The sequence below is a fragment of the Pseudofrankia inefficax genome (assembly GCF_000166135.1).
Lineage (GTDB): Bacteria > Actinomycetota > Actinomycetes > Frankiales > Frankiaceae > Pseudofrankia > Pseudofrankia inefficax.
This window is the reverse complement of the sequence record NC_014666.1, coordinates 1335119-1360903: the sequence shown is the minus strand read 5'-3', so window position 1 is coordinate 1360903 and position 25785 is coordinate 1335119. Positions and strand designations below refer to the sequence as shown.

22 protein-coding genes and 1 pseudogene are annotated in these 25785 nt (G+C 73.2%); 1 reads left to right on the top strand and 22 read right to left on the bottom strand.

Features of this window, described 5'->3' with window-relative positions; all coding sequences use genetic code 11:
• Positions 1-59: 59 nt before the first annotated feature.
• The 7 genes from FRAEUI1C_RS05455 to rpsB form a co-directional block, all read right to left on the bottom strand.
• Positions 60-1325 (bottom strand): CE1 family esterase, encoded by a 1266-nt coding sequence (locus FRAEUI1C_RS05455; protein ID WP_013422280.1) that lies wholly within the window; start codon positions 1323-1325, stop codon positions 60-62.
• Complete coding sequence (gene rlmN, locus FRAEUI1C_RS05450; RefSeq protein ID WP_013422279.1) at positions 1312-2505, bottom strand: dual-specificity RNA methyltransferase RlmN; 1194 nt, start codon at positions 2503-2505, stop codon at positions 1312-1314. The genes FRAEUI1C_RS05455 and rlmN overlap by 14 nt, the downstream gene beginning before the upstream one ends.
• A 49-nt stretch (positions 2506-2554) precedes the next feature.
• Positions 2555-3493 carry a phosphatidate cytidylyltransferase gene (locus tag FRAEUI1C_RS05445; RefSeq protein ID WP_013422278.1) on the bottom strand — a complete coding sequence of 313 codons (939 nt, stop codon included), beginning with the start codon at positions 3491-3493 and terminating at the stop codon, positions 2555-2557.
• 138 nt (positions 3494-3631) lie between these two features.
• Positions 3632-4189, bottom strand: coding sequence for a ribosome recycling factor (gene frr, locus FRAEUI1C_RS05440; protein WP_013422277.1), 558 nt, complete (start codon positions 4187-4189; stop codon positions 3632-3634).
• Complete coding sequence (gene pyrH, locus FRAEUI1C_RS05435) at positions 4186-4965, bottom strand: UMP kinase (RefSeq protein WP_013422276.1); 780 nt, start codon at positions 4963-4965, stop codon at positions 4186-4188. The genes frr and pyrH overlap by 4 nt, the downstream gene beginning before the upstream one ends.
• A 243-nt stretch (positions 4966-5208) precedes the next feature.
• Complete coding sequence (locus FRAEUI1C_RS05430) at positions 5209-5823, bottom strand: translation elongation factor Ts (RefSeq protein WP_013422275.1); 615 nt, start codon at positions 5821-5823, stop codon at positions 5209-5211.
• A 335-nt stretch (positions 5824-6158) separates the two neighbouring features.
• Positions 6159-7037, bottom strand: a complete 879-nt coding sequence (rpsB, locus tag FRAEUI1C_RS05425) for a 30S ribosomal protein S2 (protein WP_013422274.1) — start codon at positions 7035-7037, stop codon at positions 6159-6161.
• 583 nt (positions 7038-7620) lie between these two features.
• On the opposite strand from rpsB, the gene FRAEUI1C_RS05420 reads away from it, so the two are divergent.
• Positions 7621-8322 (top strand): murein hydrolase activator EnvC family protein, encoded by a 702-nt coding sequence (locus FRAEUI1C_RS05420; protein WP_013422273.1) that lies wholly within the window; start codon positions 7621-7623, stop codon positions 8320-8322.
• A gap of 256 nt (positions 8323-8578) precedes the next feature.
• Here the strand turns inward: FRAEUI1C_RS05420 and FRAEUI1C_RS05415 are convergent, their stop codons facing one another.
• The 15 genes and pseudogenes from FRAEUI1C_RS05415 to FRAEUI1C_RS05345 all read right to left on the bottom strand — a co-directional run bounded on the left by FRAEUI1C_RS05415 (position 8579) and on the right by FRAEUI1C_RS05345 (position 25070).
• Positions 8579-9052, bottom strand: a complete 474-nt coding sequence (locus FRAEUI1C_RS05415; protein WP_157734827.1) for a hypothetical protein — start codon at positions 9050-9052, stop codon at positions 8579-8581.
• Positions 9052-10296, bottom strand: coding sequence for a DNA-processing protein DprA (dprA, locus tag FRAEUI1C_RS05410; RefSeq protein ID WP_013422271.1), 1245 nt, complete (start codon positions 10294-10296; stop codon positions 9052-9054). The genes FRAEUI1C_RS05415 and dprA overlap by 1 nt, the downstream gene beginning before the upstream one ends.
• Positions 10293-11831: a YifB family Mg chelatase-like AAA ATPase gene (locus tag FRAEUI1C_RS05405; protein ID WP_013422270.1), complete on the bottom strand. Its 1539-nt coding sequence runs from the start codon at positions 11829-11831 to the stop codon at positions 10293-10295. Before FRAEUI1C_RS05405 ends, dprA begins: the two co-directional genes overlap by 4 nt.
• A pseudogene (locus FRAEUI1C_RS05400) lies at positions 11831-12196 on the bottom strand (YraN family protein); the annotation flags it as partial. The pseudogene FRAEUI1C_RS05400 and the gene FRAEUI1C_RS05405, both read right to left, overlap by 1 nt.
• 468 nt (positions 12197-12664) lie before the next feature.
• Entirely contained in the window at positions 12665-12961 is a 297-nt protein-coding gene (locus FRAEUI1C_RS05395; protein ID WP_013422268.1) for a DUF2469 domain-containing protein, read from the bottom strand.
• Entirely contained in the window at positions 12958-13680 is a 723-nt protein-coding gene (locus FRAEUI1C_RS05390) for a ribonuclease HII (protein ID WP_013422267.1), read from the bottom strand. The genes FRAEUI1C_RS05395 and FRAEUI1C_RS05390 overlap by 4 nt, the downstream gene beginning before the upstream one ends.
• Positions 13677-14762 carry a signal peptidase I gene (lepB, locus tag FRAEUI1C_RS05385; protein ID WP_013422266.1) on the bottom strand — a complete coding sequence of 362 codons (1086 nt, stop codon included), beginning with the start codon at positions 14760-14762 and terminating at the stop codon, positions 13677-13679. The genes FRAEUI1C_RS05390 and lepB overlap by 4 nt, the downstream gene beginning before the upstream one ends.
• A 306-nt stretch (positions 14763-15068) precedes the next feature.
• Positions 15069-15410, bottom strand: a complete 342-nt coding sequence (gene rplS / locus FRAEUI1C_RS05380) for a 50S ribosomal protein L19 (RefSeq protein WP_013422265.1) — start codon at positions 15408-15410, stop codon at positions 15069-15071.
• A 254-nt stretch (positions 15411-15664) separates the two neighbouring features.
• The gene (trmD, locus tag FRAEUI1C_RS05375) at positions 15665-16408 is read right to left on the bottom strand and encodes a tRNA (guanosine(37)-N1)-methyltransferase TrmD (RefSeq protein ID WP_013422264.1); all 744 of its coding nucleotides are present in this window, start codon (positions 16406-16408) and stop codon (positions 15665-15667) included.
• A gap of 31 nt (positions 16409-16439) precedes the next feature.
• Entirely contained in the window at positions 16440-16976 is a 537-nt protein-coding gene (gene rimM / locus FRAEUI1C_RS05370) for a ribosome maturation factor RimM (protein WP_013422263.1), read from the bottom strand.
• 78 nt (positions 16977-17054) lie between these two features.
• Complete coding sequence (locus tag FRAEUI1C_RS05365; RefSeq protein ID WP_013422262.1) at positions 17055-17288, bottom strand: RNA-binding protein; 234 nt, start codon at positions 17286-17288, stop codon at positions 17055-17057.
• Positions 17289-17291: 3 nt separating this feature from the next.
• Positions 17292-17717: a 30S ribosomal protein S16 gene (gene rpsP, locus FRAEUI1C_RS05360; protein WP_013422261.1), complete on the bottom strand. Its 426-nt coding sequence runs from the start codon at positions 17715-17717 to the stop codon at positions 17292-17294.
• Between the two features lie 222 nt (positions 17718-17939).
• Positions 17940-19499 (bottom strand): signal recognition particle protein, encoded by a 1560-nt coding sequence (gene ffh / locus FRAEUI1C_RS05355; protein WP_013422260.1) that lies wholly within the window; start codon positions 19497-19499, stop codon positions 17940-17942.
• A gap of 656 nt (positions 19500-20155) precedes the next feature.
• Complete coding sequence (ftsY, locus tag FRAEUI1C_RS05350; protein ID WP_013422259.1) at positions 20156-21358, bottom strand: signal recognition particle-docking protein FtsY; 1203 nt, start codon at positions 21356-21358, stop codon at positions 20156-20158.
• 52 nt (positions 21359-21410) lie between these two features.
• Positions 21411-25070: a chromosome segregation SMC family protein gene (locus FRAEUI1C_RS05345; protein ID WP_013422258.1), complete on the bottom strand. Its 3660-nt coding sequence runs from the start codon at positions 25068-25070 to the stop codon at positions 21411-21413.
• Between the last annotated feature and the right edge of the window lie 715 nt (positions 25071-25785).

The window sequence follows — 25785 nt, the reverse complement described above, 5'->3', positions numbered from 1 at the left end:
CGACCGACGACGGCCTGTTCAGTTCATCCTGTTCTCTGCACGACACCCGTTAGGCCCGATCAGTTGCCAGCGGCGCCTAGGGCACCGCCCAGGGACTGGGCAAGGCTTGGGGAGGTCGGGGAGACGACCGAGCCCAGGACTGGGTGTGACTGGAAGTACAGCAGGCTGACGACGGTCGCGGAGAAGGTCGCGGCGGTCGGGCCCAGCTCGGGGTGGGCCGGCGCCTGCGGCCAGGTGTGACCGCCCCCGATGACCGACAGCGCGCCGACGTCGGGCTTGCCGTTGCAGGTCCACGACGTCAGGGCGCCGAGGCCGGGCAGCTGCTCGGTCGCCGCCGCCGCGGCGCACCCGGTGGCCTGCGCGTACCGGCCGAGCCGTTCGGTCACCGGCTGCGTGGTGACACCGGCGAACGGCGCCGTGCGCGCCGGGCCGCCGCCGTCCCAGGGCGCGATCGGGTCCGCCGCGCCGTGGATCTCGAACAGGTTCGTGACCGGGCTCGGGCAGCTGGCGGGCACGAGGCTGCCGGCGACCGAGACGACCGCGGCGATCCGGCCGGGCATCGCGCAGCTGGCGGTGACGGCCATGTCGGCGCCGTCCCCGAGGCCGGCGGCGAAGACCTTGTTGTCCGCCATGCAGCCGCGGGTGCGCAGGTCACCCAGCAGGGCGGCGATGAAGGCCACGTCGTCGGGCCCGGCCGCCGTCGCCCTGGTCACGTTCCACCGGTTGCTCACCCCGGCCGGATACGCGACGACGTAGCCCCGCTTGGTGGCCGTCCCGGCGAGCCCGGTGTCCGCCTCGGCCTGCAGCGGGCTCTGGCCGGCGGCGTGGAAGTTCAGGATCAGCGGCAGCGGGCCGGTGTTCGGCAGGGGCTGCGGAACCGCGAGCAGGTAGGTCCGCTTCACCGAGCCGACGGTGACCGTCTGGCTCGTCACCCCTCCCGGCAGGGTCTTGCCCGTCTGGCAGCCGCTCGGGCCGGTGGGCACCGCCACCACCGCGGGGGCGCTGGAGCCACCGGCCACGGACGATCCGCTCGCGGCCGCGTCGGGGAAACCCGCCTTCGCGGCGGCCGCGCCCAGGCTGCCGCCGCCGGCCGCCGGGTGGGACGGCTGGTGGGCCAGGATGTACCAGAGCAGCAGGACGAGCACGCCCAGCGCGGCGACGATCGGTAGCCAGAACGTGCTGCTTCGGGAGCCAGCGGCCAGGCCGGCCCGACGGCGCGCGGCGGACGTCCGGGCGCCGGCGCGCGTCGACAGGCCGCGGCCCGCGCCCCGCCGGCCGGCCGGGTCGTCCCGGCGGCCGCGCGACGCGGGGTTACCGACGGCCATGGTCCACCGCTGCGTTGTCGGCGGCGAGCTGGCCGCACGCGGCGGCGATCTCCCGGCCGCGGGTGTCCCGGACCGTCGTGGTGATCCCGCGGGCGCGCAGCCGCGCGACGAACTCGCGCTCGCCCGCCGGCGCGCTGGCGTGCCAGCTCGAGCCCCTGGTCGGGTTGAGCGGGATCAGGTTGACGTGCACCGGACGGTCGCGCAGCAGCCGGCCGAGCAGGTCGGCTCGTTCGGGCTGGTCGTTGACGCCGTCGATGAGGGCGTACTCGATGCTGATGCGCCGGCCGGTCCGGGCGGCGTAGTCCCACGCGGCGTCGAGCACCTCGGCGACCTTCCACCGGGTGTTGATCGGGACCAGCGTGTCGCGCAGCTCGTCGTCCGGGGCGTGCAGCGAGACCGCGAGGCGCACCGGCAGCCCCTCCCCCGCCAGCCGGCCGATCGCCGGGACCAGCCCGACGGTGGAGACGGTGAGCGTGCGGGCCGAGATCCCCAGCCCGTCCGGAGCCGGGTCGCTGATCCGGCGCAGCGCGGTGACCAGCGCCTTGTAGTTCGCCAGCGGCTCGCCCATGCCCATGAAGACGACGTTGGACAGCCGGGTGTCGGTGGCCTGCCCGGCCGGCAGCCCGCCGCGCCTGAGCACGCGGGCGGCATCCACGACCTGTTCGACGATCTCCGCGACGGTCAGGTTGCGGGTGAGGCCGCCCTGGCCGGTGGCGCAGAACGGGCAGCCCATGCCGCAGCCGGCCTGGCTGGAGACACACACGGTGGCCCGGTCCGGGTAGCGCATCAGCACCGACTCGATGGTCGCGCCGTCGACGGTGCGCCAGGCGGTCTTGCGGGTCGCACCGTCGTCACAGGTCAACGTCGTGGTCGCCGTGAGCAGCTGGGGAAGCAGGGCGTCGGCCAGCGGCGCGCGCACGGCCGCGGGCACGTCGGTCATCCCGGCGGTGTCACCGGGTGTGGCCAGCCGGGTGAAGTAGTGGCGGGCGAGCTGGTCGGCCCGGAAGGCCGGCTGGCCCAGCTCGACGGCTACCGCGCGCCGTTCGTCGCGGGACAGGTCGGCCAGGTGACGCGGCGGCCTGAGCCGGGAGGTCCGGGGCGTGAGGGTGAGCGCGAGCGCCCGGCCCGCGCCCGGCGCGTCGCCGGCGGGGTGGTCGTTGTGGGCGCTGGTGGCTGTCATGGCTTGTCCAGTGTGCCAAACCCGGCGGAGTCGGCACGCGGGCGCCGGGTCAGGTCGGGGGCAGGAAGGCGGTGATCAGGAGCCAGGCCACGGGCGCCGTGCACAGCAGGGAGTCCAGCCGGTCCATGATCCCGCCATGACCGGGCAGCAGGTTGCCCATGTCCTTGATGCCGATATCCCGCTTGAGCAGGGACTCGCCGAGGTCGCCGACGGTCGCGGTGCAGACGACCGCGAGCCCGAGCAGCACCCCCTGCCAGATGCTGCCCCCCAGGGCGAACCGCATGACGACGCTGGCGACCACCACGCAGGCGAGCGCCGAGCCGGCGAAACCCTCCCAGGACTTGCCCGGGGAGACCGTCGGGGCGAGCTTGTGCCGGCCGCCGGAGAGCACGCCGGCCGTGTAGCCGCCGATGTCGCTGGCGACGACGGTGCCGAGGAAGGCGACGAGCCGCCAGTCGCCGTCGTCCGGGGCGGTGAGCAGCGCCGCGAAGCCGGCGGTGAAGCCGACGTAGACCGCCGCGAAGATCGTCCCGGCGAGGTCCGCCAGGAGCCCGGCCGGGTCCCCGACCGCGCGGACCGCCAGCGCGACGAGCAGCGTGACGGCGAGCGTTCCGATCAGCGCGCCAGGCCCGTAGAAGTAGGCCACGACCGGCATCGCGACGGCTCCGGCCACCAGGGGAACCAGCGGCGTCCGCAGCCCCGCGAGCCGCAGCGCCCGGACCACCTCGAAGGTGCCGATCGCCACGGCGAGGCTGACGACACCGACGAAGCCCGGCTTCAGCGTGAACAGCGGAACCAGGATGAGGGCGCCGAGGATGGCGCCCACCGCGATGGCGGCCGGCAGGTTGCGCCCAGCCCTGATCCGCCGCCGGGGCGGCCGGGGGGCGGCGGGCTCGTCCCCGTCTCCTGGCGCGCTCATGGCGCCGTCGACCGGCTGGGCCGCGAGGGCCGCAACCCCGGGCGCGGTGGCGCGCAGACCTTCGCTCACCTCGTCCCTTCGCTCACGTCAGATCGCCGGCCGTGGTCCGGCCAGCCGTACGTCTCGCCACGTCCGAGGGATCCTCCCCCGGTGGCAGAGAGCGGGCCACCGGAGCCGACCGGGCAGGTCGCGGGTTAGACCGACGGGTTAGACCGAGAGGAGGTCGGACTCCTTGGCCTTCAGCAGCTCGTCGATCTGGGCGACGTAGCGGTGGGTGGACTCTTCCAGGTCCTTCTCCGCGCGGCGGCCCTCGTCCTCGCCCGCGTCGCCGTCCTTGACGATCTTGTCGAGCGCCTCCTTGGCGTGCCGGCGCACGTTACGGATGCTGATCTTCGCGTCCTCGGCCTTGCCGCGGGCCACCTTCACCAGGTCGCGCCGACGCTGCTCGGAGAGCTCCGGGAAGACGACCCGGATGATCGTGCCGTCGTTGCTGGGGTTCACGCCGAGGTCCGAGTCACGGACCGCCTTCTCGATGGCGCTCAGCGAGGACTTGTCGAACGGCGTGATGATGACCATGCGCGGCTCGGGGATGTGGAACGACGCGAGCTGCTGCACGGGCGTGGGAGCGCCGTAGTAGTCGACGAGGATCTTCGAGAACACCGACGGCGTGATGCGGCCCGTCCGGATGTTGGCGAAGTCGTCCTTGGCGACCGTGACGGCCTTGTCCATCTTCTCCTCGGCCTCGAGGAGTGTGTCGTCGATCACCGCTGTCCTTCCGTTCCGTAGGCGTCGACACTGACCAGAGTCCCGATCTTCTCACCTCGGACGGCTCGCGAGATGTTTCCTTCGGTGAGCAGGTCAAAGACGACGATCGGCATCGCGTTGTCCATGCAGAGGCTGATCGCCGTGGCGTCCATGACCTTCAGCCCACGGGCGAGGACCTCGCCGTAGGTGAGGGTGTCGAACTTCACCGCTGTGGGGTTCGTGTTCGGGTCGGAGTCGTAGACGCCGTCCACCTTGGTCGCCTTCAGCACGGCCTGGGCCTTGACCTCCAGGGCGCGCTGCGCGGCGGTGGTGTCGGTGGAGAAGAACGGGGCACCGAGGCCGGCGCCGAAGATGACGACCCGACCCTTCTCCAGGTGCCGGATGGCCCGCAGCGGCAGGTACGGCTCGGCGACCTGGCCCATCGCGATCGCGGTCTGGACCCGGGTGACGGCACCCTCGCGCTCCAGGAAGTCCGCCAGCGCCAGGCAGTTGATCACGGTGCCCAGCATGCCCATGTAGTCGGCCCTGGCCCGGTCCATGCCGCGTTCGGCGAGCGCGGGGCCGCGGAACATGTTGCCCCCGCCGACCACCACCGCGACCTCGATGCCGGACCGGGCGACCGTCGCGACCTGGCGCGCGATGGTCGCGACGGTGGTCGGGTCGATGCCCAGCGGGTCCCCCCCGGCGAACGCCTCGCCGGAGAGCTTGAGCAGGACGCGCGGCCACCTGGGCTCGGTGTTCTCCAGCCCGGTGGCCACCTCGGCTTGATCGATCACGGGTGGCCCTCTCCCCACGGAGGCTTCCGGAAGCCCGCTCGGAGATGAGCGCGCCCCCATTGGCATCGCTGCGGCCGCCGGACTCGTCGGCCGGAGACGTCGCTGAGTGCAGTCTGCCCCATCGCGGGTCACCTCCGGCGGCCCGTCCCCCGGCGGACCTGGCACCAGCTCGGACAAATGCCGCGGGCCGGCGCCTGGCGCGTCACCAGTGACGACGCGCCGGCCCCGGCCCGCGGGTTCCGCTCAGGCCTGGCGGATGTTGAACCGGGCGAAGCGGCCGATCTCGATCTTCTCGCCGAGGGAGGCGCCGGCCTCTTCGACGAGGGCCTTGATGGTGACCTTGTTGTCCTTCACCCAGGCCTGCTCAAGCAGGACCGAGCTCTTCTTGTAGCCGTTGAGCTTGCCCTCAATGATCTTGGCGAGCGCCGCTTCCGGCTTGCCCTCTTCGCGGGCGGCGGCCTCGTAGATCCGCTTCTCCTGCTCGAGGACCTCGTTCGGGATGTCGTCCGCCGTCACGTACAGCGGGTCGGCCGCCGCGATGTGCTGGGCGATGTCCCGGGCGAGCTGCTTGTACTGGTCGGTCTTGGCCACGAAGTCGGTCTCGCAGCGCAGCTCGACCAGCACACCGATGGTCGGCGGCAGCTGCGGGTCGGTCCGGTGCAGGTAGGAGTCGACCAGGCCGTTCGCGGTGGACCGACCGGAACGCTTGGCGTTGCCGGCGAGGCCCTTCTCCCGCAGCCAGGCCTTGGCCTTCTCGAAGTCGCCGTCGTGGTCGACGAGCGCCTTCTTGACGTCGCTCATCCCGGCGCCGGTCACCTCGCGGAGCTTGCGGATCTCCGCGGCAGAAATGTTTGCCATCGTTTCGTCGTCCCGTTCTGGGTGGCCTTGGCCGGCTGGCCCACTTTGGTCTCGCGCCGCGACGCGCTGGCCGGCCGCTGATGTGACAGGTCGGTCCCACGTGGGCTGGCTGGACCTGGGGGCGAAACCGTCCCGGTCCGCTCACGCGGTCCGATCCGAGTCGCGCGGCGGCACGCCAGCCGGCAGATGATCGTCAAGGTGAGCCCACAACGAGCGGGCTCGGTTCGAGTCGACGGCCCACCGTCACCCGGCAGGGTCGCGGCAGGCCGTCAGGGCAGTGCCGGTCGTCGCCTCGGCGGCCGCGGTGCGGCGGCCGAGGCGACGACCGGGCCGAATCAGGCGGAGGTGCCGGCGGAGACCGTCTCGGCCGGGGCCTCGACCTCGACGGCCTCGGTGACCGCAGGGGTCTCGACGGCGGCCTCGGCGGGAGCAGCCTCGGCGTCGCGGCGCAGGACCTCCTGCTCCCACTCGGCCAGCGGCTCGGCGGCAGCGATCTGGTCGGGCTTGACGTCGGCGGCGCTGGCGCCCGCCCGGCTCATCAGACCGGCGGCGACGGCGTCCGCGACCACTCGGGTGAGCAGCGCGGCGCTGCGGATCGCGTCGTCGTTCCCGGGGATCGGGTAGTCGACCTCATCCGGGTCGCAGTTCGTGTCGAGAATCGCGACGACCGGGATGTTCAGCTTGCGAGCCTCGCCGACGGCGATGTGCTCCTTCTTGGTGTCGACGACCCAGACCGCGCTGGGAACACGCGACATGTCCCGGATACCGCCGAGAGTGCGCTCCAGCTTCGTCTTCTCCCGGGAGAGGACGAGCTGCTCCTTCTTGGTGCGGACCTCGGTACCACCGGTCAGCTCGATCTCCTCGAGCTCCTTGAGGCGCTGCAGGCGCTTGTAGACCGTGGAGAAGTTGGTCAGCATGCCGCCGAGCCAACGCTCCTTGACGTAGGGCATCCCGACCCGGCGGGCCTGCTCCTCGACGGCCTCCTGCGCCTGCTTCTTGGTGCCGATGAACAGCACCGTGCCGCCGTGACCGACGGTCTCCTTGACGAAGTCGTAGGCGCGGTCGATGTACGACAGCGTCTGCTGGAGGTCGATGATGTAGATGCCATTGCGCTCAGTGAGGATGTAGCGCTTCATCTTCGGGTTCCAGCGCTTGGTCTGGTGCCCAAAGTGCACGCCGCTCTCAAGCAGCTGCCTCATCGTGACGACGGCCATAACCGCCCTTCCTGTCCGGCGCGCGGCCGGAACGTCTCGGTTGTCAGCCGCGGCTGGCGCCGGCGGCCCCTGACGCCCGGGCGGCCCCAAACCACCGCGAGGCGGTGGACCGAGGGAGCCTTCCTGGCTCCGCGCCGACGACGAGCCGGGCGGACGGGACGCGCGGGCAGTTGATGACCGATGGACGGCCGACCGGCGGCAAACGCCTGACCGACAGACACATCGACGGGCACCGAGCCCTGCGCGCCCACCAGGAGCGGGCGTGCGAAGTGAGCTCCTCGCGAAGCTCCGAGTGCGATGATACTCGGCCTCATCGGGAGTCCGCCTGGCCGGGCCGGAGGGGAACAGACGTTCTCCCAAACACCGGTTCGAGGACTTCTCCACAGGAAGCGGCCGATCCACAGATCAAGCCGCCCAGTTGGCCCGGCCGCCCGGGAGACCGATCGTGAGCGGCGCCGGCCAACCGCCCCCGGGCCGGCACCCGGCGACCGGGGGCGGCCCGGTCCTCCACCCGTGCCAGCCGCCCCCGGTCGCTCCCACGTCTCCCCGAGCCCAGCCAGCACCACAGCCGCAGGAGCTCCCGATGGCCTTGTCCCCGCGTCCTGACCCGCGCGTCCCGGCACTCGTCGTGACCACACTCCTGGCCGCCCTTCTGGTCGTGGGCTGGCCCCGCCCCGTCACCGCCCTGGCCGCCTCGGTTTCTTCCGTGGCCTCGGAAGCACGCCGGCCGGCTCCCCCCACGGCGGTGCGGGCCGCGGGCAGCACCGCCGAGGCCGGTACGGCGGCCGGAGCGGGCGGCGCCGCGAGGCCGTCGCCGATCGCTGGGCCGGCCGGGTGGCGGGCGCCGCTGGACGGGCCCGTGACGGTGCTGCGGCCGTTCGAGCCGCCGACGACGCCATACGGTCCGGGCCATCGCGGCGTGGACCTTGCGGCGCAGGCGGGGACGACGGTGCGTGCCGCGGGACCAGGCGTCGTGAGCTTCGCCGGGGTGCTTGCCGGGCGGGGCGTCGTGGCCGTCACCCACGGGGAGCTCCGCACGACGTATGAACCGCTGACCGTGCTGGTCCAGGTCGGCCAGCCCGTCGCCGCAGGGACGCCACTCGGCCTTCTCGACGCCGGGCACGCGGGCTGCCGGCCAGCGGTCTGCCTGCACTGGGGCCTCATCCGTGGCCGGAACTACCTGAGCCCGCTCACTCTCCTGCTGCCCGCCCCACCCCGTCTGCTCCCGCTGGTCCCGGTTTCGCCCCAGACGATCACGGCCACGCCGCCGGCGACGACGAGCTGATCGCGGTTTCGGCCCTGAATCGGTCGTCAGCGAGACCCCATCGCGACCCATCGAGGGCGAAAACGGTGATCAAACCACCGCGGCGGCGGGCCGATCGCGGGAGCCGGGCCAGGAGAGGACCAGCCAAGCCGTCGGCCGCCAGGTCTCACCGTCTTCACCGGTGAGACCTGGCGGCTACGCAGTTCGCCGCGGCTCAGGTCCCGCTGGCCGCGGCTCAGGATTCGCTGGCCGCGGCTCGGGACCGGTTGGCTGCGGCTCAGGTCCCGCTCGGGGCGACGAGCGGGCTCGATCCGGACTGCGCGAGCCGCCCGATCGGGGCTACCTGGTGGCCGGTGTCGTCGTCGCAACTCCAGACGGCGTCGTCAGCGCAGTCCTCGGGGCGCAGCGCGGCGTCGTGGTCGGGGCAACGGGGCCAGCTGTGCCAGAGGATCTCGGCGAGGCATTCCTGCACCCGGGTGGCGACGGCGACCACGGTGGCGGCACCCTGCGTACCACCGGGGAGCGGCCCCGCGCCGGCGGGCCAGAACTGCCCGTCGGGGAGGGCGACGAAGACGCCCTGCTCCGTGCCGACCAGCTGAAGTCGCGCCGCGCCCGGCACGCCGGCCGGCCGCCGTGCGTCATCTCCGTCCTCCGCTGGCTGGTCGCGGCTCTCGACGCGCGGATAGCCGTCCAGGTCGCGTTGGACCAGCCGGAGCGCCGCGCGCAGGCCGGACAGTTCGGAACTCGACATCATGGAAGAACCTCCCGGGTAGGAAACAAACCGTCGTCTTCGCCGTCATCGCGCCCAGGACGGCCCTGAGTCGGACCGCGGCCGAGCGCGGTCAGCCGGTAGCCGCCCGGACGAGCCTCGACCAGGCCCTCGACGGCGAGCGGCCCAAGCATCGCCAGCACGTCGCGTGGCCGCTGCCCGATCCGCGCCGCCAGCACGGCGACCCCGACGCAGCCGCGGGCCGGCATGGCCTCCAACAGCGCCCGCACGACGGCGGGCAGGCTGTCACGCGGCCCCGCCGGCCGGCCGCCGCCCGAGCTCAGGCCGTCGTCGGTCCGCAGGCCGATCGGGCCGATCTCCTCCTCGACGTCACGCGCGTCGGTCACCAGCGCGCAGACCTCCCGGTGCTCGCGGAGCAGCCGGTGACAGCCGACCGACATCGCGCTGGTGACCGGCCCCGGCACGACCATCAGCCCGCGGCCGAGCCGGCGAGCGTGCCGGGCCGTGCTCAGGGCTCCGCTGCGAAGACCTGCCTCGACAAGGACGGTGCCTCGGGCCAGCCCGGCGATCAGCCGGTTGCGGATCAGGAAGCGCCGCCGCAGCGGCGGGCTGCCCGGCGGCACCTCGCTGACCAGCAGCCCGCGCTCCCGGATCTCGTCCAGCAGCCGCAGGTGCGCCGCCGGATAGGGGATGTCGACGCCGCAGGCGAGGACGGCGACCGTCACCCCGTCGCCGGCCAGCGCCCCACGGTGCGCGGCGGCGTCGATGCCGAACGCCGCCCCGGACACGACCGTCCAGCCTCGTTCGGCCAGCGAGCAGGCGAGCTCACCGGCGACGTGCTGGCCGTAGCCGGTCGCCGCCCGGCTCCCGACGACCGCGACGCCGTGCCGGTCGCAGTCGGTGAGTCCGGTCGGCTCGACCTGGCCCGGCCGGGATGGGCCCGCGGCGCCCCGGCACCAGAGGGCCATCGGCGTCCCGTACTCCGGTTCGGCCCGCTCGGCCGCCCGGTCCAGACCCGCGAGCCCGTCGGGCCAGCCCGGGTCGCCGGGGCACAGGAGCCAGCCGCCGACCTCGCGCAGCCGGTCCAGGTCCCGGCGCGGCTCGATGTCGGGATGCCGCGGACGCGCCTGTTCCCAGGCCTCGGCCGGCCCAAGGTCCCTGATCGCGGCCGCGAGTCTCGCGTTGCCGTAGCCGACGAGATGCGACAGCGCGGCCCGCGCGAGCCGCTCCGGCGACTCGTCGTCGACGGCCGGTCCGCCGCTCATCCGGGACGCCCAGGGATGCGCAGATCGAGGGCGAGGCCCAGCTCGGCCGGCCCAGGGCGGGCCAGACCTTCCAGGTCGGCGAGCGTCCAGGCGACCCGCAGCACCCGGTCGAGGCCCCGGGCCGTCAGGGCGCCCGTCTCGAAGGCACGGTCGGCGGCGAAGGTGACCGACGCGGGCAGCGGCCAGCGCCGTCGCAGCACGGCGCCTGGTACCTCCGCGTTCGTGCGCCACGGGGTGCCACGCAGCCGGGTCGCCATCGCCGCCCGCGCGACGGCGACCCGCGCCGCCACGACAGCGCTCGGTTCGGCGGCACCGACGTCGGCCCGCAGCTCGGCCCGGGTGGGTGCGCCGATCTCGACCTGCAGGTCGATCCGGTCCAGCAGCGGGCCGGACAGTCGCGCCTGATAGCGGCGGCGCACGGCGCTGGGGCATTCGCAGGCGTTCGGGCCGACCGTGCCGGCGCGGGCGCAGGGACACGGGTTCGCCGCCAGGACAAGCAGGAACCTGGCCGGGAAACGGATCGTCGTGCGCGCCCTGGCGATCTCGATCACGCCGCTCTCCAGCGGCTGGCGCAAGGCGTCCAGCGCGGTGCGCACGAATTCGGGAGCCTCGTCGAGGAACAGAATTCCCCGGTGTGCCTGGCACGCGAGCCCGGGGCGGATCACGGTGGAGCCCGCGCCGACCAGCGCGGCCGGGGTCGCGGTGTGGTGTGGGCTGCGGTAGGGCGGGCGGCTGATCAGCGGCGTCTCGGGCGGCAGGACGCCGGCGACCGAGTGCACGGCGGTCACCTCGATCGCCGCGGCCAGGTCCAGGTCGGGCAACAGGCCGGGCAGCCGCTCGGCGAGCATCGTCTTCCCGCCGCCCGGTGGTCCCTGCAGGTACAGGTGGTGACCGCCGGCTCCGGCGACCTCGACGGCGAGCCGGCCGCGGCTCTGGCCCGCCACGTCGGCGAGATCCAATTCGGTCTCGGCGCCCCGCGCCGCGTGATCGGCGGGCGGCACGGCGACCGCCTCCGGTTCGTACTCACCCCGCAGCAGGCCGATGGCACTGCGCAGATCCGGGACCGGCTCGACCTCGGCACCGGGGACGAGCGCGGCCTCGGCCGCGTTGCGGGCCGGGACCACGACCCGCGTCACCCCGGCATCGACGGCGGCCAGCACGGCCGGCAGCACGCCCCGCACCGGACGGACCCGCCCGTCGAGCGCCAGCTCGCCGACCAGCACCCGGTGGCCGGGCGCCGGCTGCGGCACGACGCCGGCCGCCGCCATGATCGCCAACGCCATCGCCAGGTCGAACCCGCTACCGGACTTGGGCAGCGTCGCCGGGAAGAGCCCGACGGTGATCCGCTCGTCGGGCCACTTCTGCCCGGAGTTCAGCACCGCCGCCCGGATCCGGTCGCGGGACTCGGCGAGCGCGGCGTCGGGCAGCCCGATCAGCGCCAGCGCGGGCAGGCCGCCGGCGAGATGTGCCTCCACCTCGATGAGATGGCCCTCGACGCCGATCACCGCGACGGCGAGCGTGCGCGCCAGCGCCATCAGAACGCCCCGCGCCGGTGGTCGACCCGAACCGAGCCGGGCTGCCCCGGGGTCACCTCGCGGGACACCGCGACCAGGTCGAACCGCACCGGGCCGGACACCCTCGGGTGCTCAGCCAGCCAGCGAGCGGCGAGCCGCCGGACCCGGGCGACCTTCCGGTCGTCGACGGCCTCGGCCGGTGTGCCGTGCCGGGTGCCGGTACGGGTCTTCACCTCGCAGAACACGACCGTGCCCGCGTCGAGCGCCACGATGTCGAGCTCGCCGTCGCGGCAGCGCCAGTTGCGGTCGAGGATCTGCGCCCCGCCCGCGACCAGCTGCCGGGCGGCGAGGTCCTCGCCGAACCGGCCGAGCACGTCCTTGGCCCGCTGTCCCGCTCTTGGACTCGCTGCCCGCTGTCCCGCTCTTGGACTCGATGCCCGCTGGCCCGCCCTTGGCCTGGATGTCACAGCCGGACCTCCGCCGCCCGCCGGCTCCCTGGAACCGGCTTCCCTGACGGCGCGCGGACCGGACTCGATGGTCAGCGCGCCGCCCACGGCGGCTATTGCCGCCTGCGGAGATCACATTGGAAGACCCCAAGCCCGACGTCGAGGCCAAGCCCCCACCTGTGGACGCCTCCCGGCCATCCACAGATCCCCCAGCCAACCGACCAACCCGAACGCGAAAGCCACGCCGCACCAAGGCGACCAAACCCGACAGCGGCACGCGCCCATCGACCCGGCCCCGCAGACGCCCAACCACCGACGTCCGGACCGCCACCGAACAGGCGCAAGAGGGCGCTCAGCGCCGAAGGCGAGCGGCCCGAGGGCGCTCCGCGCCCTTCCGGGCCGCTCGCCCTAGAGCTCGGCCTTCGTGAGCTCCTCGACGTTGACGTCCTTGAAGGTCACAACTCGGACGTTCTTCACGAAACGGGCTGGGCGGAACATGTCCCACACCCAGGCGTCCCGCAGCGACAGCTCGAAGAAGACCTCGCCGTCGGCGGTGTTACGCACCTCGATCTTGTATTCGTTTGCGAGGTAGAAGCGGCGTTCGGTCTCGATCACGTACGAGAAGAGCCCGACGACGTCCCGGTACTCGCGATAGAGCTGCAGCTCCATCTCGGTCTCGTACTTCTCAAGGTCCTCGGCGCTCATGCGATCCCCGTCGCGCCCTGCCGGCCGGCCATTGTCACGGTCTCCTCCAGCCGCGCCGTTCGTTCGTCCCCGTCCCGGACTATCAGGGACTGGACGTTGGCATACGAGAGGCGGTGCTCCTCGCACGGCCCGTGTCTCGCCAGTGCCGCGGCATGCGCCGCGGTGACGTATCCCTTGTGCTGCGCGAAATCGTACTCGCCGTAGCGCTCATCCAGTTGACACATGATCCGGTCGCGGGTCACCTTGGCGACAACGGAGGCCGCGGCGACGCAGGCCGCCACCCGGTCTCCCTTGCGCACAGCCAGTGATGGCGTGTCGATCCCGGGCACCGGAAAGCCGTCGACAAGCACATAGCCCGGATGAATCGCGAGCCGGGCGACGGCGCGCCGCATGCCGGTGATGTTCATGACGTGCAGGCCGTGTCGGTCGATCTCGGCCGCCGGGATCACGACCACGGACCACGCCGAGGCCACGGCCAGCACGTCCTCGTACACCCGCTCCCGAATCCGCTCGGTCAGCAGCTTCGAGTCGGCCAGCTCGGCCAGCCGGCCGGTGCGGCGCGGGTCCAGGATGACGGCGGCGACGACCAGCGGCCCGGCGCAGGCTCCGCGCCCGGCCTCGTCGACGCCGGCGACCGGGCCGAGGCCGCGCCGCGCCAGCGCGCGCTCATAACCGAACAGGCCGCTGTCACGCCGGATGACAACGCCCGGAGGCCTCATCTGGAACGTTTCGACCACACCCGTCGACGGCCCGCCCGCGGCATGACGAGCCGACCGCGCCGGCCACGGGTGCCGACGGCGAGCGCCAGCGCGCCGACCAACGGAACCGAGGCGGGCGTCCCCGCTGACAATGGATCTCCGCCATACCCGCCGACGCCCGGGGCGGGCCCGCTGGCGGACGGGATGCCGTGGAAGGTGCCGGGCGTGGTCAGGAAGCCGAACCGACCGAGCGGCCAGACCCGTACGAACGCGCGGCCGACGACCGCGCTCGTCGGGATCGTGCCGTTGGCGCGGGAGTCGGACGAGGCGCTGCGATGGTCGCCCATGACCCACAGCTGGCCCTTGGGGACCTTGACCGGACCAAACGGCTGGGCGTCGTTCTCGAACAGGTAGCCCTCGTCGAGCGCCTTGCCGTTGACCATCACCCGGCCCTGCGCGTCACAGCAGGCAACCGTGTCGCCGCCGACGCCAATCACCCGCTTGATGAAGTCCTTGTCGCTGGGCGCGCCGAGACCGAGCAGGTCCTGGACGCCGCGGACGAACTTGCTGAAGCCGTTCGAGGGCGGGGCGATCACCGTCTCGTGGCTCTGGAACCCGGTGCCGTCGCCGTTGAACACGACGATGTCGCCGCGATGGACCGACCGGAAGTGATAGACGACCTTGTTCACCAGCACCCGGTCGTTGATCAGCAAGGTGCGTTCCATCGACTCGGACGGAATCCAGAACGCCTGGACCAACAGGGCCTTGATGAGCAGCGCCAGGACGAAGGCGATCAATACGAGCACGGGGAGCTCGCGCAGGAAGGACCCGCGCTGCTCGCGGCCGTCACCCCCGCCGGACCGGCCTCGCCGACCCAGCAGGCGCCGCCCGGTCGCGGGCGGGGCGTCCTCGGAGGCGGGTTCCTCGTCGCCGTCCGGGTCATCCCCGGGAACGTCGCCCTCCCAGGCGCCACGGCCGGCCGACGGCGGGGCCACGTGCCGGGGCCCGGTGGCCGGTGACCAGCCACCGGCCCGGCCGGAGCCCGCGGGCAGCACGCCGCCGACATCGGCCGGGTCTGGGGTGCTCTGCTCGGACGAGCTCACTACGCCACCTCACGTTGTGGTCCTCGCCGGTTCGCGAGGCTTCGGCGCCGCGCCTAGCCGGCTCGACACCCACCGACGCACCCGTTGTGAGCGGCAGCCGTAGCCAGACCCGTCCCGGCGACGCTGGATCACAACCCGTCTATCTTCGCCCATCGAACCGACGCACGCAGGCAGGCACCCGCCCTCGCCGCGCCGCCGGTGTGCGGACGTTGTGCTCTCGCCTAGATCAGCAAAAGGCGTGGACACCACCTTGCGGTGATGCCCACGCCTCATGCGCCAGGCAGTGGGTCGGGGTGACCCGGTCGCCTACCGCTTTTCCTTGATCTTGGCGGCCTTGCCGCGCAGGTCACGCAGGTAGTACAGCTTGGCCCGACGGACGTCGCCTCGGGTGACAACCTCGATCTTCTGAACGATCGGGCTGTGCACCGGGAACGTGCGCTCCACGCCGACGCCGAAGCTGACCTTGCGGACCGTGAACGTCTCCCGCAGGCCGTCGCCCTGGCGACGGATCACAGCGCCCTGGAAGACCTGGATGCGCTGGCGGTTGCCCTCGACCACGCGGACGTGGACCTTGAGGTTGTCGCCCGGACGGAACTCGGGCACGTCGGTCCTCAGCGACTCGGCGTCGAGGCTGTCCAGGGTTTGCATGGCAGTCGCTTCCTCAGTGTTGACAGGCACTCAGTGGTGACAGTGGGGGGTCTTCGCGGCGGGCCGCGCCTACGGCGGCGAACCCGTCGGCGATCATGCAGGCCAAGGGGCTCAGCCGCGCGAGGCAACCTAGCCGCCTACCGGCCGGCGATCGTACAGAGATCGTCGAGCACGGGCCGCCGGTCACGGACCGACGGACACTGCATCCTACTGTGCCACACGAACGGCGCGACGCATCGCGCCGGCCCACTCGGTCAGGCCGACGGCTCGGCCAGCGCCGCCGCGACGACCGTCTCGTCCCGGCGGTCGAGGTCCATCGCCGCCAGCAGGTCGGGACGGCGCCGGGCGGTCCGCCGCAGCGCCTCGTCCCGCCGCCAGCGGGCGATCGCCCCGTGGTCGCCGGACAGCAGCACCTCCGGGACGCGCCGCCCCGCCCAGTCCGGCGGCCGCGTGTAGACCGGCCCTTCGAGCAGGCCGTGGGCGAACGAGTCGTCGGTGATCGACTCCGCGTTGCCGACGGCGCCCGGCAGCAGCCGAGCGATCGCCTCCAGCATGACGAGGGTCGCGACCTCGCCGCCGGACAGCACATAGTCGCCGATCGAGATCTCGTCGTCCGCCCAGGCGTCGATCACCCGGGCGTCGATTCCCTCATACCGGCCGCAACAGAAGACGAGCCACGGCGCCGCCGCGAGCTCGGCCGCGTAGGCCTGCGTGAAGGGCCGCCCGGTGGGCGTCGGGACGATGACCCTCGGCCGGGGAGCCGGGCCGTCCGAGTCCGCGATCGCGCGCAGCGCCGCGTCCCACGGGTCCGGGCGCATCACCATGCCGGGGCCGCCGCCGTAGGGGGTGTCGTCCACGGTGCGGTGCCGGTCGGTCGCCCAGTCCCGCAGGTCGTGACCGTTGATCTCCAGCATGCCGCGGTCGCGGGCCTTGCCCAGCAGGGAAAGCCGCAGCGGCTCCAGGTAGGCCGGGAAGATCGTCACCACGTCGACCCGCATGCCGGAGCCGGTCCTTCCCGTGTCTGATCCGCTAGTCGAGGTCGAGCAGGCCGGGCGGAGCGTCGACGACGAGCAGGCCACCGGCCCGGTCGACCGTCGGGACGATCTCACGGACGAACGGCACCAGATGCTCGCCGCCGGTCGGAGTGCCGATCGCGAGCAGCTCACCGGCCGCGGTGTGCACCACGTCGGTCACCTCGCCGAGCGGGCTCCCGTCCGGGGTGACGGCCCGCAGGCCGACGAGGTCGCGGTCCCACCAGAACTCGCCGCCCTCGTCGGCTTCGTCCGGGTCAACGGCGTCGCCGGCCAGGTCCGCGTCGATGGTCAGCACGACCCCGCGCAGCGACTCGGCGCCGGTCCGGTCCGCCACGCCCTCGAAGCGGACGAGCAACCGGCCGGAATGCCAGCGCGAGTCCTCGATGACGAGGTCGGGACCGCCGCCGGAGCGATCCAGCTTCGACCCCGGGGCGAACCGCCGGTCGGGCAGATCGGTCCGGACCTCGACGGTCACGTCGCCGCGCACGCCGTGCGGTTTCCCGATCCGGCCGACGACGATGGCCTCACCCATCGACGGGCCCAGGCTCCCCGGCCAGCGGTGCCACCGGGGAGCCGACCGACGGGCGACGAGCCAAGGCTGCCGCCCGGGTCACCGATCGACGTCGACGACGTCGACGCGCAGGCCTCGGCCGCCCACTCCGGCCATGACGGTGCGCAGGGCGCGAGCGGTCCGGCCGCGGCGGCCGATCACCTTACCGAGGTCCTCGGGATGTACCCGGACCTCCAGCGTGCGGCCGCGGCGGTTGGACTGCAGGTCCACCCGGACATCGTCCGGGTGGTCCACGATGCCTCGAACGAGGTGTTCGAGCGCGGCCTCCAGCACCTACTACTCCGCGGCCGGGGTCTCGTCGGCCTCGGCGGCAGCCTTGCCGCCCTTCTTCTTGGGCGTGGTCGCCGACTTGTCCTCGAGCCCGGCGGCCTCGCGCGCGGCGGCCTGGAAGACCTCCTTGCGGTCGACCTTCGGGGCCGCGACCTTCATCGGCTCGGGAGCCGGCAGGCCCTTGAACTTCTGCCAGTCACCGGTGACCTTGAGGATGGCGAGCACCGGGTCGGTCGGCTGGGCGCCGACGGACAGCCAGTGGGCCGCCCGGTCCCCGTCCACGATGATCGTGCTCGGCTCGTCCTTGGGGTGGTACTGGCCAATGGCCTCGATGACCCGACCGTCCCGCTTGGTACGGGCGTCGGCGATGACGATGCGGTAGTGCGGCTCACGCATCTTGCCGAGGCGCTGCAGCTTGATCTTGGTAGCCACGGTTGTTGAAAAGCTCCATTGCTTGGGGGGCCACGGGACTCGCGGCGCCGGAACTCCGGGGGTCGTCCCCCGGCCAGACCTCACGACCTCCGGGAGCTGACCCAAGGTCAGCGGCAGGCCTCGTACGGAACTGGCTCGTAGGAGCTTAGTACGTGAGGCTTGCCGTTACAGTCTGCCAGATCGCTGGCGGGATCGGTCGAGGGCCGTCCCGTCAACGGAGAGTCACCGGCCGCCGGGACCCCGCGGGTTGAAGGCACCTGGCTTGAGCAGGGCGCCGAGGTCGACGTCGCCCAGACCGCCGGGAGGCGGGCCGCCGGGCAGGCCCCCGAAGCCGGGAGCCCCGCCGCCGGGCTGCTTGTTCTTGGCCTGGGCCGCCTGAGCGGCCCGTGCCGCCGGGTTGCCCTTCTTGCTGGCGCCCTTGCCCTTCTTCTGCTGTTTACGCGCCTGTGGGCCCTTGCCGCGGCCTAGGCCAGGGAAACCGGCGCCCCCCGCCATCTGGCGCATCATCTTGCGCGCTTCGGCGAACCGGTCGAGGAGCTGATTGACCTCGGTCACGGTCACGCCGGAACCCCGGGCGACCCGCTCCTTGCGAGTCTTCTGCAGGATGCCCGGGTCACGCCGCTCCCCGGGCGTCATCGACCGGATGATGGCGACCACCCGGTTGACGTCCCGGTCGTCGACCTGCGCCAGCTGCTCCTTCATCTGGCCCATGCCCGGCAGCATCCCGAGCAGGTTGCCGATCGGCCCGAGCTTCTGGACCTGCAGCATCTGGTTGAGGAAGTCCTCGAGGGTGAACTCCGACGCGGCCATCTTCCGCGCCATCTCTTCGGCTTCCGACTGATCGAAGGCCTGCTCGGCCTGCTCGATCAGGGTCAGCACGTCACCCATGCCGAGGATGCGCGACGCCATCCGCTCGGGGTGGAAGACGTCGAAGTCGCCGAGCGCCTCACCGGTCGAGGCGAACATGATCGGTCGCCCGGTGACATGCGCGACCGACAGCGCGGCGCCACCGCGGGCGTCGCCGTCGAGCTTGGTCAGCACCACGCCGCTGAAGCCGACGCCGTCGAGGAAGGCCATCGCCGTGGAGACGGCATCCTGGCCGACCATCGCGTCGACGACGAAGAGGATCTCGTCCGGCTTGACGGCGTCCCGGATGTCGGCCGCCTGCTCCATCAGCTCCTGGTCGACACCGAGGCGCCCGGCGGTGTCGACGACCACCACGTCGAACACGTTGCGACGGGCGTGCGCGATCGCGTCACGGGCGACGGCGACCGGGTCGCCGATCCCGTTGCCCGGCTCCGGCGCGAACACCTCGACGCCGGCGCGCGCACCGACCACCTGCAGCTGGTTGACGGCGTTCGGGCGCTGGAGGTCCGCGGCGACCAGCATCGGGGTGTGGCCCTGCTTCTTCAGCCACATGCCGAGCTTGCCGGCGAGCGTCGTCTTACCGGTGCCCTGGAGGCCCGCGAGCAGGATGACCGTCGGGGGCGTCTTGGCGAGCCGAATGTTCGCCGTCTGGCCGCCGAGGATGCCGATGAGCTCCTCGTTGACGATCTTGATGACCTGCTGGGCCGGGTTCAGCGCCTGGCTGACCTCGACACCGCGGGCGCGTTCCTTGATCGCCGCGACGAACGCCCGGACGACCGGGAGCGCGACGTCGGCCTCAAGCAGCGCGACCCGGATCTCGCGGGCGGTCGCGTCGATGTCGGCCTCGGACAACCGGCCCCGGCCGCGCAGCGACTTGAAGACCGTCTCGAGTCGGCTGGACAGGGTGTCGAACACGCGCACACTCCGGAATCACGGGCCCGCGCTGGAATGCGTCGGGTTACCGAGGGTCGGCCTACCGAGGTTGGGATTGCCGCCGTCCACCCGTCGACCCCCGGCACCGCCATACTCGCGCCCCGCGGGCAGGCCCGGCCGGAACCTCGGGCAACATCGGAACGGACAGTCCTAGGGTACGCACCCAGACCGACGGCCGCGCCGACAGTCGACGCAACCACCCCCGACCAGCCAGGCCGGCGAAATCCAACCACCACCCTGACCCTGGACAGGTCGCACGAAGATTTGAGCGTCCACCTCAGTCAGGGCTGGGCCGGGCGCGCAAGCGCCCTTCTGGCGACGCGGCTCGTCCGCGGTCCGGCGAGGTATGCCGCACGGACCCGAGCCTGGCGGGTGATCGCCAGCCGGGTCCGCCCTCTTCGTTGAGGAGGGCGGGACACCTCGCCGGACGCTGGTGTCCCGTCGCGGGCAGCGCCACGGGACGGGATCCTGGCGGACGTGCGTGGCGCGGTCAGCGGGCCAAAGAAGACCGCCGGAAAATGCTAGATCGCGATCCCGGTCGATGGAAAGGCCTGCGGGCACGTCGGCGTGTCCCAGGACACATCCGCCGAATCGTCCGCACACCAGCAGAGGCGGCCCGCACCGACCGCCGTCGGTGCCTATCGGACGGGGTCGCCCAGCAGCGCGTCGACGAAGCCCTCCGGCTCGAAAGGCGCGAGGTCGTCCGGGCCCTCGCCAAGCCCGACCAGCTTGACCGGGACCCCCAGCTCGCGCTGCACCGCGATCACGATGCCGCCCTTCGCGGTGCCGTCGAGCTTGGTGAGCGCGACGCCGGTGATGTCGACGGCCTCAGTGAAGACCCGCGCCTGGACCAGCGCGTTCTGCCCGGTGGTCGCGTCGAGGACGAGGATCACCTCGTCAACCGGGCTCTGCTTGGTGACGACCCGCTTGATCTTCGACAGCTCGTCCATCAGGCCCACTTTGGTGTGCAGCCGGCCGGCGGTGTCGATGACGACGGCGTCGGCGCCGTCCGCGATCCCACGCTTGACCGCGTCGAACGCGACCGACGCCGGGTCGCCGCCCTCGGCCCCGCGCACGGTGACCGCGCCGACCCGGCCGCCCCAGGTCTCCAGCTGGTCGGCGGCGGCGGCGCGGAACGTGTCGGCCGCACCGAGCACGACGGACTTCCCGTCGGCGACCAGCAACCGGGCGATCTTGCCGCAGGTGGTCGTCTTGCCGGTCCCGTTGACGCCGACCACCAGCAGGACGCCCGGCCGGCCGTCGGCGGCGGTGCGCAGCGACCGGTCGGCCGTCGTGCCGATCTGGGCGAGCAGCTCGTCGCGCAGCATGTCCCGCACGTCGGACCAGCTGCGCGCGCCCAGGACCGCGGTGCGTTCCTTGAGGGCGGCGACCAGCTCGCTCGTCGCGGTCACGCCGACGTCGGCGAGCAGCAGCGTCGACTCGACGTCGTCCCAGTCCTCGTCGGTCAGGTCGTCACCCGACAGCAGCGCGAGCAGGCCGCGGCCGAACGACGACTGCGAACGGGCGAGCCGGGCCCGCAGCCGCACGAGCCGGCCCGCGGACGGAGCCGGCACCTCGTGTGCCGGCGGCGCGGCCACGACGTCCGTCTCGTCGGCCGCGGTGCGCGCCGCCGGAGCGGCCGGTCGTTCCAGCAGGCCGACACCGCTAGCCGGCTCGCTGCCCGCCTGCTCGACGGCGCTCTTCTCGACGGCCGGCGGCGTCTCGGCGCCGGTCCGGGCAGGCGGCAGCCGGCGGCGCCGACGCACGGTGTTCCCGACCAGCGCACCGGTCGTGGCGAACAGGACGACGGCGATCGCAATGATCAGGTAGACGTACTCCACAACCCGATCCTTCCAGTCCCGAGGAGCTGGAGCCCACCAGGGCACGCTCGCCTCAAGCCGAGGCGCGCTCGCGGAGGCGCTGGCTGATCACCGTGGTCACGCCGTCGCCGCGCATCGACACGCCGTACAGCGCGTCCGCGATCTCCATCGTGCGCTTCTGGTGGGTGATGATGATCAGCTGGGACTTCGACCGCAGGCCCTCGACGGCGTTCAGCAGCCGGCCCAGGTTGCGGTCGTCGAGCGCCGCCTCGACCTCGTCGAGCACGTAGAAGGGCGACGGGCGGGCCCGGAAGATCGCCAGTAGCAGCGCGAGCGCCGTCAAGGAGCGCTCGCCGCCGGACAGCAGCGACAGCCGCTTGACCTTCTTGCCCGGCGGCCGGGCCTCGACCTCGATGCCCGTGGCCAGCATGTCGTCGGGATCGGTGAGCACCAGCTTGCCCTCGCCGCCGGGGAACAGCGTGTCGAAGACGATCTCGAACTCACGCGCGGTGTCGTGGAACGCGGCGGCGAACACCTCGCGCACCCGCGAGTCCACCTCGTCGACGACGAGCAGCAGGTCCCGCCGGGTGTTCTTGATGTCGTCCAGCTGGGCCGAGAGGAACGCGGCCCGCTCCTGCAGGGCCTCGAACTCCTCCAGCGCCAGCGGGTTGATCTTCCCGAGCCTGGTCAGCTGCTTCTCGGCCGTCGCGAGGCGCGCCGCCTGCTCGGTCCGGTCGAAGGGCCGCGTCGCGCCGCCCTCCTCGTCCGGCGGAACCGGCAGTTCGGGGCCGTACTCGGCGACGAGGTCGTCGGCCGCGATGCCGTGCTCCTCCAGCGACTTGGCCTCCAGCGCCTCGGAGCGCAGCCGCTTGGCCTCGCGGGCCAGCTCGTCGCGGTGCGCCTCGTCCCGCAGCGCGGCGAGCGCCGCCGCGTAGGCCCGGACCCGGTCGCGGACCCCGGCGAGCTCGGTGTCGGTGGACCGTCGGGCCGCGTCGGTCTGCTCGCGCTCGGCCGCGGCGGCGGCGAGCGACGTCTCGCAGGCGGCGAGCGCGTCCTGGACGACGGCGGCGACCGCGGCCGCGATCTTCGCCTGCTGCTCGCGCAGCGCCCGGGTCCTGGCGGCGGCCGCGCGGGCGGTCCGTTCCTGCGTGGCCTGGCGGACCAGCGCGTCGGCCCGGCCGGCGAGGCCACGGGCCCGCTCCTCGGCGGTGCGCACGGCGAGCCGGGCCTCGACCTCCTCGCCGCGCACGGCGGAGGTGGCGGCGACCAACCGGTCCCGCTCGTCCGCGGGAAGGTCCTCCTCGTCGGGCTCCTCGTCGCTCGCGGACAGCTGGGCCTCCAGCTCCCCCAGGGCGCCGTAGGCCTGGTCGCGGGTCGCCTCGGCGGCGAGCCGGTTGCGCTCCAGCCGGCTGATCTCACCGGCGACGGAGCCCCGGCCCCGGTCGAGCTGGGCGAGCTGCTCGGTCAGCGCCCGGTGGCGCCCGTTCGCGGCCGAGCGCCCGGAGCTGGCCGCGTCGATCGCGGCGCGCGTCCTGGCGACCTCCTCGCGGGCCGGCTCCATCGCGACGCGGGCGGCGTCGGCCTTCGCGGCCGCCGTGTCCATCGCGGCGGCGGCCTCGTCGGCGGCGGCGGCGAGCTCCAGCAGCGACGGCGCGTGCGCGCTGCCGCCGATGGCGGCGGGCGGGCCCAGCACGTCACCGTCGCGGGTGACCATCGCGAGATCGGGACGCAGCCCGGCGAGCTTCGCGGCGTCGGACAGGTCGTCGACGACGACGACCGCGCCGAGGATCGCGGCGACGGCCGGGGCGAACCGGTCGTCCACCACCCGGACCAGGTCGAGCGCGGCGACCGCGCCGGACGGCAGCTCCGTCGGCCTGGCCGGGGCGGGCGGCGCCGGGGAAGCGGGGACGAAGGCGGCCCGGCCGGCCTCGGCGGACCGCAGCCACCGCAGCGCGGTGACGACGTCGTCGACGGAGCCGACGGCGAGCGCGTCGGCCGCCTGGCCCAGGGCGGCGGCGATCGCCACCTCCGCGCCGGGGGTGACCGCGAGGATCGTCGCGAGCCGGCCGACGACCTGGATCGGGGTGTCAGGCGGGTCCGGGACCGGGGCCGGGGCCTTTCCCTTGGCCGGCTTGCCGCCGCCCGGCTTGCCAGCTGTGGCCCGGTCGGACCCGGTCCGCTCGGCCGCGCCGGGCTCCCGCGGACCGGCCGTGGCGGTGAGCAGCGCCGCCGCGCCGTCTGCCGGCGAGAGCGACAGCGAGAGGGCCTCGCGGCGGGCCGCGGCGGATGCCCGGTCCCGGTCGGCCGCCCGCTCGGCCGAGCGCAGCGCCTCCAGCCGCTCGTTCGCGGCGGTGTGCAGGGCGACGGCGGACTCGTGCCGGTCGGCCAGCTCCTCGCGCTCGGCCTCGATCCTGGCGAGCTCGGTGTCCAGGGCGGACCGGGAGCCGCTGGCCTCGGCGTCGCGGGCCTGCGCCGCGTCCAGGGCCTCGGTCAGCCGGACGATGTCCGCCTCGGCGGAGGCGGCCCTGGAACGGGCGGCCTCGACCTTGCCGGCGAGCCGCGCCAGGCCTTCGCGCCGGGCCGCGGCCGCGCGGGTGGCGGCGAGCAGCGCCTGTTCCTCGGCGGCGAGGGCCCGTTCCAGCTCGGACCGGCGGTCCACGACGTCGGCCAGGGTGTCCCGGTCCCGGTCGAGCCGGACGAGCAGCGCGGCCTCCCGCTCCCGGACGGCAGCGGCCTCCTGCTCCAGCTCTTCCGGGTCACGCCCGCCGCGGGTGGCCTGGGCGCCGGCACGCAGCAGCCTGGCCCGCTCGGACGCGAGCTGGCCGGTGCCACGCAGCCGTTCGCGGACCCCGGACAGCGCGTACCAGGTCTCCTGGGCCGCGGCGGCCCGCGGCACCAGCCGGGCCAGCTCCTGCTCCAGGGCGCCCTCCCGCTCGACCGCGGCGGCGTGGGCCCCCTCGGTCTCGGTGAGCTTGGCGCGGACGGTCTCCTCGTCGGCGATGTCCGCGGCCAGCTCCACCCTGGCGGTGACGAGGTCGTCGGCGAGCAGCCGCAGCCGGGCGTCGCGCAGGGTGGCCTGGATGACGCCGGCCTTGCGCGCGATCTCGGCCTGCCGGCCGAGCGGGCCCAGCTGGCGGCGCAGCTCGGCCGACAGGTCGGTCAGCCGGGTCAGGTTGGCCGCCATCGCCTCCAGCTTGCGCAGCGCCTTCTCTTTGCGCTTGCGGTGCTTCAGGACGCCGGCCGCCTCCTCGATGAAGGCCCGGCGCTCCTCGGGGCTCGCGTGCAGCACCGCGTCGAGCTGGCCCTGGCCGACGATGACGTGCAGCTCACGCCCGATGCCGGAGTCGCTCATCAGCTCCTGGATGTCCAGCAGCCGGCAGGACGTGCCGTTGATCGTGTACTCGCTCTGCCCGCTGCGGAACATCAGCCGGCCGACGGTGACCTCGCTGTATTCGATGGGCAGCGCGCCGTCGGAGTTGTCGATCGTGAGGAGCACCTCGGCCCGGCCGAGGGCCGGGCGCGACGGGGTTCCGGCGAAGATGACGTCCGACATGGTGCCGCCGCGCAGCGCCTTCGCGCCCTGCTCGCCGAGCACCCAGGCCATCGCGTCGACGACGTTGCTCTTGCCCGAGCCGTTCGGGCCCACCACACAGGTGATCCCGGGCTCGAGGCGCAGCGTGGTCGAACTCGCGAAGGACTTGAAGCCCCGCAATGTCAGGCTCTTGAGGTACACGGGTCTCCGCGGCGATGGCGACGGTCGTGACGGGCGGCGCGACCGGCGCGGAGCGCGACGTGGGTCGCTTCCCCGCGGCGAACCCGGCACGCCGGGCGACGAGGCGACCGGTCAGGGATCAACCGGGCCAACGCCGCCCGTGGCGGGTTTCGAGCCGCTGGCCCACGATAGCCGCGAACTCACTGTCACGAACGGGACACGCCGCTGCGCGGGAAGTGGTGACAGAACGCGATAGTGTGCGCGAGACCACCACTCGGACCTCGACGACCCAATGTTCACCGGGCCCGGCGCGGCGGTCCCCAACACGCCGGCGAAAAAAACGTGCCAAGGCCAACGGAACCCGGCATTATCAGCGAACGACCGGCGACCTGGCGTTGAACACGATCTGACCAGGCAGGAAAGAGTTGTGGGAGCCGTGGGCGTTGGCGGTCAGCGACAAAGGTATGACCCAGCACAGGCGGGTACGCCGGGACGGACCACCGCTGGCGACGGGAGGCCAACGAGGAGACCACTCCCCAACCCGCTCCGGGCAGGCCAAGCTGAACCCCTGCGCCTGACCGACCCGGTCGGTCCGATCAGTGGGCATGGCGAAGCGGCTCGACCGCCCGGCCACCAGCCAAGGGTGTGGGACGCCGAGCAGCACCTTCCACGCCGAGACCAGGCTCTCGCCGGGAGTCGGGGTGGAAGGCGCGGGTCGACGGCAAGGTCCGCCAGA